This window comes from Streptomyces sp. NPDC048257 (assembly GCF_043201855.1).
Lineage (GTDB): Bacteria > Actinomycetota > Actinomycetes > Streptomycetales > Streptomycetaceae > Streptomyces.
In genome coordinates this window covers 368,529-383,221 of sequence record NZ_JBICZI010000005.1, presented here as the reverse complement: position 1 = coordinate 383,221, position 14,693 = coordinate 368,529, and the positions used below count along the sequence as shown (strand labels likewise).

At 74.0% G+C, this 14,693-nt stretch carries 12 protein-coding genes; 7 read left to right on the top strand and 5 right to left on the bottom strand.

The features are described 5' to 3' along the window. The first annotated feature begins 116 nt into the window (after nt 1–116). Nucleotides 117–1,682, top strand: coding sequence for an FUSC family protein (locus tag ACGFZK_RS14960; RefSeq protein ID WP_393849353.1), 1,566 nt, complete (start codon nt 117–119; stop codon nt 1,680–1,682). On the opposite strand, the gene ACGFZK_RS14955 is transcribed toward ACGFZK_RS14960, so the two are convergent. Continuing rightward, entirely contained in the window at nt 1,672–3,972 is a 2,301-nt protein-coding gene (locus ACGFZK_RS14955) for a HelD family protein (RefSeq protein ID WP_393849273.1), read from the bottom strand. The two genes, ACGFZK_RS14960 and ACGFZK_RS14955, sit on opposite strands and share 11 nt — an antisense overlap. 141 nt (nt 3,973–4,113) lie before the next feature. Here ACGFZK_RS14955 and ACGFZK_RS14950 point away from each other — a divergent pair, with 141 nt between their 5' ends. The 3 genes from ACGFZK_RS14950 to ACGFZK_RS14940 all read left to right on the top strand — a co-directional run bounded on the left by ACGFZK_RS14950 (nt 4,114) and on the right by ACGFZK_RS14940 (nt 7,194). Beyond that, nucleotides 4,114–4,713: a GNAT family N-acetyltransferase gene (locus tag ACGFZK_RS14950; RefSeq protein WP_393849272.1), complete on the top strand. Its 600-nt coding sequence runs from the start codon at nt 4,114–4,116 to the stop codon at nt 4,711–4,713. A gap of 212 nt (nt 4,714–4,925) precedes the next feature. Next, nucleotides 4,926–6,062 carry a nitric oxide synthase oxygenase gene (locus ACGFZK_RS14945; protein ID WP_393849271.1) on the top strand — a complete coding sequence of 379 codons (1,137 nt, stop codon included), beginning with the start codon at nt 4,926–4,928 and terminating at the stop codon, nt 6,060–6,062. Between the two features lie 55 nt (nt 6,063–6,117). Further along, the gene (locus ACGFZK_RS14940) at nt 6,118–7,194 is read left to right on the top strand and encodes a lactonase family protein (protein ID WP_393849270.1); all 1,077 of its coding nucleotides are present in this window, start codon (nt 6,118–6,120) and stop codon (nt 7,192–7,194) included. An 89-nt stretch (nt 7,195–7,283) separates the two neighbouring features. Here ACGFZK_RS14940 and ACGFZK_RS14935 read toward each other — a convergent pair whose 3' ends face one another. The 3 genes from ACGFZK_RS14935 to ACGFZK_RS14925 form a co-directional block, all read right to left on the bottom strand. After that, the gene (locus ACGFZK_RS14935) at nt 7,284–8,198 is read right to left on the bottom strand and encodes a sirohydrochlorin chelatase (RefSeq protein WP_393849269.1); all 915 of its coding nucleotides are present in this window, start codon (nt 8,196–8,198) and stop codon (nt 7,284–7,286) included. A gap of 96 nt (nt 8,199–8,294) precedes the next feature. Then, nucleotides 8,295–8,981, bottom strand: coding sequence for a uracil-DNA glycosylase (locus tag ACGFZK_RS14930; RefSeq protein WP_327734120.1), 687 nt, complete (start codon nt 8,979–8,981; stop codon nt 8,295–8,297). Between the two features lie 11 nt (nt 8,982–8,992). Further along, nucleotides 8,993–10,084, bottom strand: coding sequence for a WD40/YVTN/BNR-like repeat-containing protein (locus tag ACGFZK_RS14925; RefSeq protein WP_393849268.1), 1,092 nt, complete (start codon nt 10,082–10,084; stop codon nt 8,993–8,995). Between the two features lie 224 nt (nt 10,085–10,308). Between ACGFZK_RS14925 and ACGFZK_RS14920 the strand changes: the two genes are divergently transcribed. From ACGFZK_RS14920 to ACGFZK_RS14910, 3 genes are all read left to right on the top strand, one after another. Next, a complete protein-coding gene (locus ACGFZK_RS14920; RefSeq protein WP_393849267.1) occupies nt 10,309–11,631 on the top strand; it encodes a wax ester/triacylglycerol synthase family O-acyltransferase in 1,323 nt (440 codons plus the stop codon). A 77-nt stretch (nt 11,632–11,708) separates the two neighbouring features. Further along, a complete protein-coding gene (locus ACGFZK_RS14915; protein WP_393849266.1) occupies nt 11,709–12,809 on the top strand; it encodes an NADH:flavin oxidoreductase/NADH oxidase in 1,101 nt (366 codons plus the stop codon). A gap of 156 nt (nt 12,810–12,965) precedes the next feature. Next, nucleotides 12,966–13,313: an ArsR/SmtB family transcription factor gene (locus ACGFZK_RS14910; RefSeq protein ID WP_393849265.1), complete on the top strand. Its 348-nt coding sequence runs from the start codon at nt 12,966–12,968 to the stop codon at nt 13,311–13,313. A gap of 9 nt (nt 13,314–13,322) precedes the next feature. Here ACGFZK_RS14910 and ACGFZK_RS14905 read toward each other — a convergent pair whose 3' ends face one another. After that, nucleotides 13,323–14,681, bottom strand: a complete 1,359-nt coding sequence (locus ACGFZK_RS14905; RefSeq protein WP_393849264.1) for an FAD-dependent oxidoreductase — start codon at nt 14,679–14,681, stop codon at nt 13,323–13,325. Nucleotides 14,682–14,693 lie beyond the last annotated feature (12 nt).

Sequence of the window (14,693 nt, the reverse complement as noted above, 5' to 3'; positions counted from 1 at the left end):
GAGGCCGGTTCCGGAGCGCGGCGCCTTCGCCGTGCCCGTCCACCGCCCACCACCCCGGGCGGCGCCGGCCCGGCGCGCAGCACCTGCAAGGGGGGCGGCACACCGCCGTGAAGAGGATGTTCGTTGCTCCGGATCCGGGGCGCACGAGACTCAGGAACTCGGCCCGCGCGGTCATCGGCGTCGCCGCCGCCGTCGCGCTCGCCGAAGCCTGCGGTCTCTCCCTGACCGCCTCCATCACCGGGGGACTGGCGGCCCTGCTCGCCCTCTTCACCGTCCTCGACGGAGACGTCCGGGCCCAGCGCGTCACCACCGCCCTGCTGCCCGTCGCCGGATTCCCCGTCCTGGCCCTCGCCACCACCCTGCACGGGGTCCCGCTCGCCCGCGACGCCGCATTCCTCGCCGTCGTGTTCGCCGGGGTCTACGCCCGCCGCTTCGGTCCTCGCGGACATGCCCTCGGGATCTTCGGCTTCATGATGTTCTTCGTCACCCAGTTCCTGCACGCCGTCCCCGGCCAGCTGCCCGAGCTGTACGCCGCGGTCGGGCTGGCGCTCGTCGCCTCCGGCGCCGTGCGCTTCCTGCTGTGGCCCATCGAGCGGCGCACCCCGCCCCCCGCTGCCCCGCCCGGCCTGCCCGGGACCGGGCTCGCGCGGCCCACCACCCGGCAGGCCTTCCAGGCCACCGCCGCCTGCGCCTTCGCGCTCGGCATCGGCCAGGCGCTCTCCGACGACCGCTGGTACTGGGCCGTCGGCACCTCCTGGTGGATCTTCGTGAACACCGCCTCCCGGGGCGAGACCCTCGTCCGGGGCTTCCGCCGCGTCCTCGGCACCGTCGCCGGCATCGCAGCCGGGCTGCTGATCGCCGTACCGCTGCACGGAGCGCCGGTGCCGACCGCCGTACTGGTCGCCGTATGCGTCTTCGGGATCTTCTACACGGCCGCGCCCTCGTACTCCTGGATGATGTTCTTCGTCACCGTGATGGCCGGGTTGCTCTACGGCCTCCTCGGCGTCCTGCACCCGGGACTGCTGCTCCTGCGCTTCCAGGAGACCGCGATCGGCGCGCTCGGCGCCGCCCTCGCCGTCGTGATCATCCTCCCCGTCACCACCCACGCCGCCAACGACGCCTGGATCCAGCGCGCCCTGCAGTGCGTGCGCGCCTCCACCGCGGCCGCCCTGGAACGCCTCGCGGGCGACCCGGACGCCGACCCCGCCCCGCACGCCGCCGAACTGGAGCTGCTGCTGGGCCGGGTACGGATGGCCCTCGCGCCGCTCGTCCACCCGCTGAGTCCGCTGCGCGCCCGCAAGGCCCGGGCCCGGCAGGTGCTCGCCCTGCTCGACGACTGCGCCCGGGACGTGCGCGGGCTCGTCGCGGTCGCCGCCGACCCGCAGGCCTCGCACGATGCCCGGCTGGCCGCCGCCGTCTGGCGCGTGGAGGCGGCGGTGGAGGCGCTCACCGCCCCGGTGGGCACTCCCGGGCTCACCGCGGCGCCGCACCCCCGGCCCGCCACCGCCGAACCGGCGGCGCCGCACCCCCGGCCCGCCACCGCCGAACCGGCGGCGCCGCACCCCCGGCCCGCCACCGCCGAACCGGCCCTCGCCCACCTCCACGGCCTGGAACACACCCTGGTGGCCCTCGCCACCCCGCTGCGCACCGACCCCAGGGCGCCCCTCGTCATCAGCGCCTGACCAGCCCGCCCCCGGGTTCCTCCGCCAGCCCCGCCGGCAGCCGGCCGGCGGTGTGGACCACCCCGAGGGCCTGCGTCGCCCGGGTCAGCGCCACGTACAGGTCGCTCGGCCGCAGCTCGGCCGGCTCCACCACGATCACCGTGTCGAACTCCAGCCCCTTGGCCTGGCGCGGGTCCAGCAGGACCACCTCCCGCGTCAGGTCCGGCTCCGCACCCTCCCGTACCCCCGGCAGTACGGCGGCCAGCGCCGCGTGCCGCGCCCGTGGCGCGATCACCGCGAGCCGCCCCTCGGCCGGCAGCTCCCGCTCCACGGCCTCCCGGGTCGCCGCCGCCAGGTCCTCGCGCGCGAGCGCCCACGGCCGCACCCCGGTGCTCCGTACCGAACGCGGCGGTTCGAAGCCGGGATCGCGCATCCGCAGGACGGCCGCCGCCACCTCCATGATCTCGGCCGGTGTGCGGTAGTTGACCCCCAGCCGGACCAGCTCCCAGCGCCCGCCCACGTACGGCGACAGGATCCGCTCCCACGAGCCGCAGCCCGCCTCGTCGGCCGTCTGCGCGGGATCGCCGACCAGCGTCATCGACCGGGTCGGGCAGCGCCGCATCAGCAGCCGCCACGCCATCGCGGACAGCTCCTGCGCCTCGTCCACGATCACGTGCCCGAAGGCCCAGGTACGGTCGGCCGCGGCCCGTTCGGCCGTGCTGCGGTGGTCGGCCTCCTCGTGGCGCTCGGCCATCCGCTCCGCGTCGATGATGTCGTGGGCCGCGAGGAACTCGTTCTCCTCGTCCTCGAACTCGTACGACTGCGAGCCCTCGGACAGGTCCAGCACCCCCTGCGCGTAGGCGATGCGCCGCTGCCGGTCCCGCTCCTCGGCGGCGCGCCGGGCGCTGTCGTCCTCGCCGAGCAGTTCGGCGGCCTCGTCCAGGAGCGGCACGTCGGCCGGGGTCCAGTCCGGCCGGGCCGAGGGCGCGCGACGGATCAGGCCCACCTCGTGCGCGGGCAGGTGCGTCGGCTCCGCCAGGAAGTCGGTGACCAGCTGCTCCGGGGTGAGGGAGGGCCACAGCGAGTCGATCGCCGCGTGCACGGCCGCGCTCGTCGCGATCTCCTTGCCGAGCTGGGCGATGTCGTCCGGGCCGAGCAGGTTCGGCCCGCCGTACGGATCGGCGCCCAGCCGGTCCGCGAGCTGCGCGGTGAGCGCGTCGATGACCGGGAAGGCGAAGGAGGGCCGCGCCTGGTTGTGCGGCAGGCCGGTGGCCCGGGCCCGGTCCCGCGCCTCGTAGGCCATGGTGCGGTCGAGCAGCAGGGTCCCGTACTCCTCGTGGTCGATCTCCAGCGCCGGCTCGGGCACCGTGTCGTACTCCTCGCCGGTGTCCGCCGGGACGGTCTCCGGCAGGCGCTGCCGGTCGGCCACCACCCGGGCGAGGACCTGGGCCATCGCGGCCCGGCCCTTCACCCCGGCGGCTCCGGGGCGGTCGGTGCCGGTGGCGTGCACGCCGGGGAAGAGCTCCCCCGGGGTGGCCAGCAGCACGCCCGTCTCGCCGAGCGCCGGGAGCACCCCGCCGATGTAGCCGAGGAAGGCGGGGCCCGGTCCGACGATCAGCACCCCGCGCTTGGCGAGCAGCTCCCGGTGGGCGTACAGCAGGTAGGCGGCGCGGTGCAGCGCGACGGCGGTCTTGCCGGTGCCGGGACCGCCCTCGACGACCAGCACCCCGCGGTGCGTGGAACGGATGATCCGGTCCTGCTCGGCCTGGATGGTGCGCACGATGTCGTGCATCCGCCCGGTCCGGGCCGCGTCGAGCGCGGCGAGCAGCACGGCGTCCGCGTCGGCACCCTCGTGGCCGGTCCGCTCGGCGTCGCTCAGGTCGAGGATCTCGTCGTGCAGGGCGGTGACGACCCGTCCCCTGCTGCTGATGTGCCGGCGGCGGCGCAACCCCATGGGGGTGTGGCCGGTGGCGAGGTAGAAGGGGCGGGCCACCTCCGCACGCCAGTCCAGGACCAGCGGAGTGCGTTCGGCGTCGTCGGCCCGGATTCCGAGCCGGCCGATGTGGTGGTCCCGGCCGTCGGAGAACTCCAGACGGCCGAAACAGAGGCCGTTCTCGCCCGCATTCAGAGCGGAAAGCAGACCGGACTGCTCGGCGACCAGGACATCCCGCTCCAGCCGGGCCTGAAACCCCGTCCCGACATCGCGCAGCGCCCCTTCGACCGCATGTTCGGCCTGGTCACGCAGGCCGTCGAGGCGCAGATAGAGGTCGGTGACGAATTGCTGCTCTTTCCGGAATTCCTCGGTTGACAATTGCACTCCTGCCGCGATACAGTGTCCTCGTAAGCTTCTTCACGTCTTCGTTTTCGGCGAAGCCGCGAATCATTGAATATACGCTCTCTCCTCCCTCGGCAGCCAATTCGGTCGGGGGATTTTTTGCGTACGGTGGATCTCATGACCACCGCACACGGCTCGGCCGACGCCGACGGAATCGTCTACCGCCTCGCCCGCCCCGAGGACGCGGGTGCCATCGAGGCCCTGGACAGTTCCTTCACCACCGCCACGGTCTTCGAGGTGAGCGACCCCGGCCCGCACGCCGGCTCCGGTCTCGGCTTCCTGCTGCGCGAGGTCCCCGTGGACCCGCCCGTGCACAAGGTGTTCCCGCCGGAGGAGCATGACGAGCAGGGTTCCGGCGGCGGGAAGGACTCGGACGCGGACGCCCGGACCTTCGTGGCCCTCGACGGCGACCGGCTGTGCGGATTCGCCGCCGCCGGGTACACCGCGTGGAACCGGCGGCTGACGATCGAGGACATCGAGGTCTCGCCCGGTCACCGGGGCCGCGGCATCGGCCGCGGGCTCATGGAGTGCGCGGCGGAGTTCGCCCGCGAACGCGGCGCGGAGCACCTGTGGTTGGAGGTCAGCTCGGTCAACGCCCCGGCTGTGCACGCCTATCGGCGCATGGGATTCACCTTCTGCGGGCTCGACACCGCCCTGTACGGCGGCACGCCCGCCGCGGGCGAGCTGGCGCTCTACATGAGCCGTCCCTGCCGATGACCGCGCGCACGGTCAACTCCCGGAATGCGCCGGATCATACGCCCCCGTGCGCCCTGCCGCAGCCCGTTCCCTGAGAGATCACCCGGAGGAGTGCTCCCTCGCCGCCAATCCCCCTGCGCTGACCTGCGACATGTACAACGGGTAATTGTTTCATGCACATTCATTCGGCATGTACAGGGTGGATCTGCTCGGACAGGGGGTAACGGCCCGGAATGGAAATTCTTCAACAGCGCTCCACCACCGCTCAGGTGTGGGAAGCGGCCGAGGAGTTCATCCGACTCTTCCACAGGGAGAACGCGGACGCCGGTGATCCGCGCGCCCGGCTCGCCGAAGTGAGAGCCGAGCTCGCCGGGACCGGCAGTTATGTGCACACCCCCGCGGAACTGGTCCACGGGGCCCGGGTGGCCTGGCGCAACAGTAACCGCTGCATAGGCCGGCTCTACTGGAACTCGCTGCGGGTCCGCGACCGCCGCGGGCTCACCGACGCCGACGACATCGCCGCCGAGTGCTTCGACCACCTGCGCGAGGCGACGAACGGCGGCCGGGTCAGACCCACGATCACCGTCTTCGCCCCGGACACCCCCGACCGCCCCGGACCGCTGATCTGGAGCGAGCAGCTGATCAGGTACGCAGGCTACGGCGACCACCCCTCGATAACCGTCGGTGACGCCCGCAACGCCCCGCTCACCGAGGCGCTGCTCCAGCTCGGCTGGTCCGGCGGCGCCGGTACCCCCTTCGACCTCCTGCCGCTGGTGGTCCAGGGCGTCGACGACAAACCCCGCTGGTTCGACACCCCCGCCGACGCCGTCCTGGAGGTGCCGATCGACCATCCCGACGGCGACGGCTGGGCGGACTGGGGGCTGCGCTGGCACGCCGTTCCCGCCATCTCCAACATGTGCCTGGAGATCGGCGGCATCCACTACCCGGCCGCCCCGTTCAACGGCTGGTACATGGGCACCGAGATCGGCGCGCGCAACCTCGCCGACACCGACCGGTACAACCTCCTGCCCGCCGTCGCCCGCCGCCTCGGTCTGGACACCTCCAGCGACCGCTCCCTCTGGAAGGACCGCGCGCTCGTCGAACTGAACCGGGCGGTCCTGCACTCCTTCGACCTCGCGGGGGTCACCATCGCCGACCACCACACCGAGTCCCGGCGCTTCCTGTCCCACATGGAACGGGAGGAGCACAAGGGGCGCCAGGTGGGCGCCGACTGGTCCTGGATCGTGCCGCCGATCTCCGGCTCCGCGACCCCGGTCTTCCACCGCACCTACGAGGACCACAGCAGCAGCACCGCCTACGTCCACCACCCCGGCGCGCAGGAGCGGGCCCAGGGACGGGATTTGGTCTAGACCTTCTGTTACCGTCGGCTCCGGACGGATGCGACGGCGGTGAGAGGGGCTTCCAGTGGGCGGCGCGGACAGCAGGGACCGGAGCGGCGAACACCGGGCCGAACACCGCGCCTACATCGGCTCCTTCACCTCTTCGGGAGGCCGTGGTGTCACCACCGCGGCCGTGGATCCGAAGACCGGAGCGCTGACCGCGCTCTCGGTCACCGCCGCCGAGGACCCCTCGTACCTCGCCTTCGCCCGGTCCACCGGAGTGCTCTACGCGGTGAAGGAGACCGGGCGGGGCGCGGTCGCCGCCTTCCGGCCCACCGCGCAGGGCCTCGCCCCCCTCGGCGCGGCCGTCCGCGTCGGCGGCTCCGGGCCCACCCACCTCAGTGTCGCCGGGCGCAGGCTGCTCACCGCCAACTACACCTCCGGCAGCGTGAGCAGCCTCCCGCTCGCCGCCGACGGCGCCCCGGGCGGGCCCTCACGCGTCCTGTCGCACCAGGGCTCCGGCCCCGATGCCGACCGGCAGGAGGGCCCGCACGCCCATCAGGTGCTGCCCGACCCGACCGGCCGCTGGGTGCTCAGCGTGGACCTCGGCACCGACTCGGTACGGGTCTGCGCGCCCGACCCGGCCACCGGGGCACTGCGGGTGCACGCCGAGACCGTGCTGCGCGCCGGGACCGGTCCCCGCCACCTCGCCTTCCATCCGGAGGGCGACGTGGTCTACGTACTGCACGAGCTGGAGCCGCAGCTGACCGTCTGCCGGTGGAACGGGGCGTCCGGGCGGCTGGAACCGGTCGGCGAGGTTCCGGTGTCGTCTGCGGGCGCCTCAGGGGCCGCCCGGGCCTATCCCTCGGCGATCGTCGCCTCGCCCGACGGGCGGTTCGTCTGGGCGGCCGTCCGCGGGGCCGACTCCGTGGTCACCTTCTCTCTCGCCGACAGGCCCGGGAAGCCGCGGCTCACCGGCACCGTGGACTGCGGCGGCCACTGGCCGCGCGACCTTGCCGTCGACCCCTCGGGGGGCAGGCTGTACGCGGCCAACGAACGCTCGGGGGACGTCACCTGGTTCGAAGTGGACCCGCTGACCGGCCAGCCGCACCGGGCCGGCTCGCTGGCCGTGCCCGCGGCCACCTGCGTGGTCTTCGGCTGACGCGGGCGGGGGCCCGGGGCCACGCGAAGGGCCCCGGCCGGCCACGGGAGACCGTGGCGGGCGGGGGCCCCTCGCGTCGTACGGGCGGATCAGTGTGCGGCGGCGTCCTGGGGGATCCCGAGGGCCGCGGCGTACTGCGCGACGGCCAGCTTGCCGAGCGCCCCGTAGGAGCCGAGCGGCTCGGCCGCGGCGCAATCGGCCTCCTTGCGGGCGCTCTCGAGCAGCCCGTCGGCCGCCTCCGGGCCGATCAGGTACGGGGCGAGCGCGAGCAGCGTGGAGCCCTCGCGGCGCAGCTGGTCGGCGACCGCGGCCACCGAGCCCTCCTGGTCGAGGGCGGCGGCCTTGACGGGAACGGCGAGCCGGGCGGCGAGCAGCATGCCCGTGATCCCGGCGGCCTGGACGGCCTCCTCGCCACCGGTGGTCGCCAGGACGATGCCGTCGGCGGCGGTGGTCACGGTGAAGAGCCGGGCGCGGTCGGCGCGGGCCAGGCCCGCCTCGGACAGTCGCACGTGCAGGCCCTCGGCGAGCAGCGGGTGCGGGCCGAGCACGTCGGCCAGCTCGGCGGCGGCCGAGGAGTCCATCAGTGCCTGGCGGATCCGGCGCAGCAGATCGCCGTCGGGGCCGGCCAGCAGCGGGACGACCACGGCGTCGGGGCCGGTCGGCGCGGGCACCTCGTGGCCGGCGGCGCGGGCGAACTCCGCGCGCGCGACGCGCTCGGCCGCGACGGCGGTCAGCACACCGGACAGGGACGGGAACTCGGAGGCGTCGTCACCCTCGAGGAAGCCGATCCGGGCGTCGAGGCCCGGCAGCTCGGAGCGGCCGATGCTGATGATCTCTTCCGCCAGCCCTCGCGAGGCGGCCGAGGGGGCACCGGGCACGGCGAGCACCAGCGCGGGCGCGCCCTCGGGCGCCACCGCGGGCTCGGGCCGGCGGTGCCGTCCGGTCTGGCGGGGTCGCGGCATTCGTACGGGCAGGCCATTTGCGGGCCCAGTGGGGGAGCTCATGGCGCCGCATGCTACTGGCTTATCGGAACAAGGTGTTCGGGCAGGGCCTTCTCGCGAGGCATCTGTCCGTATTTATCCGATGAATATCAGATACGTTCAACTGACGGACGGCAAGCGCCAGTCCACAGCCTGTGAACCCTGGCCCACCAGGAGTTCGTTCGTCCGGCTGAACGGCCTGGAGCCGAAGAACCCGTAGTCGGCGGACTTGGGGGAGGGGTGCGAGGACTCCACCACGGGCAGTTCGCCGAGCAGCGGACGCAGGTTGCGGGCCGCCCGTCCCCAGAGGATGGAGACCAGCGGCTTGCCGCGCGCGGCCAGGGCCCGGATGGCCTGGTCGGTGACGGCCTCCCAGCCCTTGCCCTGGTGTGCGTTGGAGCGCCGGGGCGCGGTCGTGAGTGACCTGTTGAGCAGCAGGACGCCCTGCCGGGTCCACGGGGTGAGGTCGCCGTTCGCCGGGCGGCCGGTGCCGATGTCCCGGTGCATCTCCAGGAAGATGTTGTCGAGGCTCGGCGGTACAGGCCGTACGTCGGGGGCTACCGAGAAGGACAGGCCCACCGCGTGTCCCGGGGTGGGATAGGGGTCCTGCCCGACGATCAGCACCTTGACCTCGTCGAAGGGCTGTTGGAAGGCGCGCAGCACATTGGCCCCGGCCGGTACGTACGTCCTCCCGGCCGCGATCTCGGCGCGCAGGAAGTCGCCCATGGCGGCGATCTGCCCCGCCACCGGCTCCAGAGCGCGGGCCCAGCCCGGCTCGACGATCTCGTTCAACGGTCGTGCTGCCACGGTGGATCACTCTACTGGCCGAACGTGGCCGCCCGCACGCACAGGACGTCCGGCAGGTGCTCGGCGAGCAGTTGCCAGTTCTCGCCGTCGTCGTGGCTCGCGTACAGCTCGCCGTTGCGGTTGCCGAAGTAGATGCCCGCCGGGTCCGCGTCGTCCGTGCACAGCGCGTCCCGCAGCACCGTGCCGTAGTGGTCCCCGGCCGGGAGTCCGCGCGCCAGCGGTTCCCAGGTGGCGCCCGCGTCCCGGGTGCGGAAGACCCGGCACCGGTGCTCGGCCGGGACCCGGTCGGAGTCGGCGTTGAGCGGGAAGACGTAGGCGGTGTCCGGCCGGTGCGGGTGGGCCGCCACCGCGAAGCCGAAGTCCGAGGGCAGTCCGCCGCCGATGTCGGTCCACCGGCCGCCCGCGTCGTCGCTGCGGTAGACGCCCCAGTGGTTCTGCAGGTACAGCCGGTCCGTGTCCCCGGCATCCTGGGCGATCTTGTGCACGCACTGGCCGAACTCGGGGTGCGGGTCCGGCAGGAACACCGCCGAGACCCCCTCGTTGGACGGTGCCCAGCTGTCCCCGCCGTCCGTGGTCCGGAACACCCCGGCGGTGGAGACGGCCACGGTCACCGCGTCCGCGTCGCGGGGGTCGGTGATCACCGTGTGCAGCCCCTCACCGCCACCGCCCGGCACCCACTTGCCGCGGCTCGGGTGCTCCCACAGCGGGCGGACCAGTTCGAAGGACTCGCCCCGGTCGGTGGAGCGGAACAGCGCTGCCGGTTCCGTCCCCGCGTACACCACGCCGGGCGCCTCGGGGCCGGCCGGATGCAGCTGCCAGACCCGCTCCAGGGAGGCCCCGGTGTCCTTCGGGAACTTCACGGCGGGCGAGGCCGGCTCCCGCCAGGTCGCCCCGAGATCGTCGGAGCTGAAGACGGACGGTCCCCAGTGCGAGCTGTCCCCGCCCACCAGCAGCCGGGGCACCGGCCCCCGGCGGTCGACGGCGACCGCGTAGACGGCCTGGGCGTTGAAATGGGGTCCGTCGAACTCCCACGGACCGTCGCTGCGGCGACGGCCGATGAAGAGTCCTTTGCGGGTTCCCACGAGCAGTACTGCGTCGGCCATGGCCGGCACCTCCGGACCTCGTCGTCCTCGGCAAACGTTCCTTGCGGAGCTTCTGTGCGGCCAGTCTGCACCCGCCCGCTGACAGTGGCCCGGCGGGCGGGGCGGGGGCTTTGCCTACCAGATCAATACCGATCATTTACCGGGCGGAAATGATTGCTACTTGCATGTAGGTGCTCGGAATGGATTGACTTCAGGCCACTGCCACCGCACGCGAGAGGACCTATGTGGTCACCGAGCACCTGTCCCCGCTCGACCTCGCCTTCTGGCGGATCGAATCCGCCGACCACCCCATGCACCTGGGTGCCCTCGCCGTCTTCCGTGCCGCCGCTCCCGGCGCCGCCGAGCGGGCCGCCGGTCTGCTCACCGCGCGCTGCGCCGCCGTGCCGCGCCTGCGCCGCCGGATCCACGACGTACTGCTGCCCGTCGGCGCGGCCGCCTGGTCGCCGGACCCGGGCTTCGATCCGGCGCGGCACGTGTTCCTCGTCCGGACCGGCGAGGCCGTGCCACACGCCGCCGCCGGAGCGCTGATGGCCCGGCCGCTGGACCGGGCGCTGCCCCCGTGGGAGGCGCACGTACTGGCCGGGCCCGACCCGGACTCCTTCGCGGTGCTCTTCAAGTTCCACCACGCCCTCGCCGACGGCCTGGGCGCCCTCGCCCTCGCGGCCACCCTGTTCGACGAGGGGACGGCCCCGCGGCCGCCCGCGCGCCCGGTCCCCGAGCCGCGGGCCGGTTCCGTCCTGCGCCGGCTCCCCGGCGTCCTCGCGGCCCGGGTCCAGGACGTGGGCCAGGCCCTGGAGATCGGCGCCGCCGTGGCCCGCGCCGGGCTGCCGCTGGGCGTACCGGCGGCGCTCACCGCGGACTCCGCGGGCGCCGGCACCCGTGAGGTCGCCGGCCTCGCGCTCGACCTGGACGAGGTCAACCTGGTCCGCAAGGGCGCCGGCGGCACCGTCAACGACGTGCTGATCGCCCTGGTCGCGGGCGGCCTGCGGCGCTGGCTGGCGGAGCGGGGCGACCCCGAACCCTGGGGCGCCGGTCCGCGCGCCCTGATCCCCGTCTCCCGCCGCCGCGGGCCCGGAGGTTCCGGGGGCGCCGGAAACCGGCTCTCCGGCTATCTGCTGCGGCTGCCGCTCGCCGAGTCCGACCCGCTGCGCCGCCTGGGCCTGGTGCGCGCCGCCATGGACCGCAACAAGGACGCCGGGCCCGCCCGCGGCGCCGGGGCCGTCGCCCTGCTCGCCGACCACGTCCACCCGCTCGGGCACCGGCTCGGCGGTCCGCTCGTGGCCCAGGCGGCCCGGCTGCTCTTCGACATCCTGGTCACCAGCGTCCCGCTGCCGGGCTTCACCTTCACCCTCGGGGGCAGTCCGGTCCACGAGGTCTATCCGCTCGCGCCGCTGGCCCGCGGCCAGTCGCTGGCCGTCGCGGTCTCCACGTACAAGGGGACGGTCCACTACGGACTGGTCGCCGACGCGGCGGCCGTGCCGGATCTGGCGGCCCTGGCCGGGGCCCTGCGTGCGGAACTGGACGCGCTTGTACGAGAAGTCTCGTAGTACGAGGAGATTCGTAGTACGGTGTCTCTCGTACTTGGTCGGTCCCCGGCCTGCCCCGGTCGTCCCTGGAGAGCCTGATGAGTGCTGCACCCGCCGCCTTCGCCGCCCTGTTCGCGCCCTACGCGCTCCGCTCCGTCACCATCCCCAACCGGGTGTGGATGGCCCCGATGTGCCAGTACAGCGCCGAGGCGTTCGGGCCGAACGCGGGCGTGGCCCACGACTGGCACTTCGCGCACTACGCCGCACGCGCCACCGGCGGCACCGGCCTGATCATCCAGGAGGCCACCGCCGTCTCCCCGGAAGGCCGGATCTCCCCCTACGACCTCGGCATCTGGAACGACACCCAGGTCGAGGCCCTGCGCCGGATCACCTCCTTCCTCAAGGCCCGGGGCACCGTCCCCGGCATCCAGATCGCGCACGCCGGCCGCAAGGCCTCCACCGACCGCACCTGGAAGGGCGGCCGCCCGGTCGGGCCCGAGGCACACGGCTGGCAGCCCGTCGCCCCGAGCCCCCTGCCGTTCGCCGAGGGTCACCCGGTACCGCACGAGCTGACGGCCGACGAGATCCGGGAGATCATCGGCCAGTTCGCGGCCGCCGCCGAGCGCTCACTGGCCGCGGGCTACGAGGTCGTCGAGATCCACGGCGCCCACGGCTACCTCATCGGCGAGTTCCTCTCCCCGTACGGCAACAAGCGCACCGACGAGTACGGCGGCTCCTTCGAGAACCGCACCCGCTTCGCCCTCGAAGTCGTGGACGCCGTACGGGCGGTGTGGCCCGAAGAGCTCCCGCTGTTCTTCCGGATCTCCGCCACCGACTGGCTGGAGGAGCAGGGCTGGACCGCCGACGAGACGGTCCGGCTGGCCGCGCTGCTCCAGGAACACGGGGTGGACCTCCTCGACGTCTCCACCGGCGGGCTCGCCCCCAGGGTGACGATCCCGGTCGGTCCCGGCTACCAGGTCCCCTTCGCGGCCCGGGTCAAGGCCGAGACCGCCCTCCCCGTGGCCGCCGTCGGCCTGATCACCGAACCGGAGCAGGCCGAGAAGATCCTGGCCAACGGGGAGGCCGACGCCGTCCTGCTGGGCCGGGAACTGCTGCGCGACCCGTACTGGGCCCGCCGCGCGGCCGCCGAGCTGGGCGCGGAGATCCGTACGCCCGAGCCGTACCACCGGTCCTGGTGACGCGGTGCGGGCTCCGGCGCCCCAGCGGGTGCCGCCGGAGCCCGTACCACCGGTTTCCGCCGATTTCCGCGGGGCGGCCGCCTTCTTCGACGGCTCTCGTACGATGAGGACCCGCGGCAGCCGGAACACGAGAAACCCAGTGAGTGGAGCAGGGACATGACGGAACGGGACACCTCCCGCACCCTCGCCCACCCCGAGGCGGGCGAGATCCGCCTCGAAGGCGTGCTGCACGCGCTCTCCGACCCGGTCCGGCTGTCCATCGTCCTGGACCTGGCCGCCTCGGCCGAGGACTTGGCCTGCTCGTACTTCGACCTGCCGGTCACCAAGTCCACGACCACCCACCACTTCCGCGTCCTGCGCGAGAGCGGTGTCGTACGCCAGGCCTACCGCGGCACCACCAAGCTCAACGCCCTGCGCCGGGAGGAACTGGAGGCGCTCTTCCCCGGCCTCCTCGACAGCGTCCTCACCGCCGCCGCAGCGGAGGAAGCGCGACTGGCCTCCTGAGCGCGGCCCTCAGAGCGGCCCGGCCGCACCCAACAGACCCTGCCAGTCGGGGATCTTCACCGAACGGCGGCCCAGGGAGCGCCCCAGATCGGCCTCGGCCGCCTCGATGGCCAGCCAGCCCGGCCACCGGACCGGATGCAGACCCGCCGCCCGCAGGGCGTCCAGCGGGTCCCCGGAGAGGTCGCGCCGGGCCAGTGCCCCCGCGTCCTGCAGCAGGGACGACACGGTCTCCTTGGCGCAGGGCCGGTTGGTGCCGATCACCCCGGTCGGACCGCGCTTGATCCAGCCCGCCACGTACTCGCCGACGGAGGCCCGGCCCGCGCGCAGCACCCGGCCCGCCGCGTGCGGGACCGTGCCCTTCGCGGGGTCGAAGGGCAGCCCGCCCAGGGGAACGCCCTTGTACCCCACCGAGCGCAGCACCAACTGCGCCTCGATGTCCTCGTGGACCCCCGTCCCGGTCACCCCGCCGAGGCCGTCCGGGGCCGTGCGCTCGAAGCGCATCCCGGTGACCCGGCCGTCGGGCCCGCCCAGGATCTCCACCGGGCGCAGGTAGAACCGCAGGGCGATCCGGCGCGGCCCCTCGCCCGGGCCGGCCGCCGCCCAGCCGCGCAGCACCTCCAGGTTCCGCCGCGCCACCGCCGGCAGGGCGGCCGCCGCCACCGGGTCGGCGTACATCGGGTCGAGGGCCAGCTCGGCCGGGTCGGCCCGGGTGTCCACGCCCGGGAGCGTGCCCAGTTCCCGCAGCTCCTTGGTGGTGAACCTGCCCTGCGAGGGCCCGCGCCGGGCCACCATCGCCACCTGGCGCACCCCGCTCTCCGCGAGCGCGCCGAGCGCCGGCTGCGGCATGTCCGTCGGCGTCAGCTCCGCCGTGCCCCGGGCCAGGATCCGCGTCACGTCCACCGCGACGTTCCCGGCCCCGACGACCACCGCCGCATCGACCCCGGGCAGGTCGAAGGCCTCGGCGGCGGCGTCGGGGTGCCCGCTGTACCAGGACACGAAGGCCGTGGCGGAGTGCACCCCGGTCAGTTCCTCGCCGGGGATCCCCAGCATCCGGTCCCGGGCCGCGCCCACGCAGTACACCACCGCGTGGTACAGCTCGAGCAGCCGGTCCGTGGGCAGGGCGTCCCCGCCGACCTCGACGTTCCCGAGGAAGCGGATCCGCTCGTCCTCCAGCACGGTGCGCAGGCTGCCCTGGAGCGACTTGATCTTCTCGTGGTCAGGGGCGACCCCGTACCGGACGAGCCCGTACGGGGCGGGGAGCCGGTCCAGCACGTCGACCCGCACCCCGGGCACCTCGCGCTGCTGCACCAGCGTCTGGGCCGCGTAGACCCCGCTGGGGCCCGATCCGACGACGGCGATACGAAGCACGGCGGAGCTCCT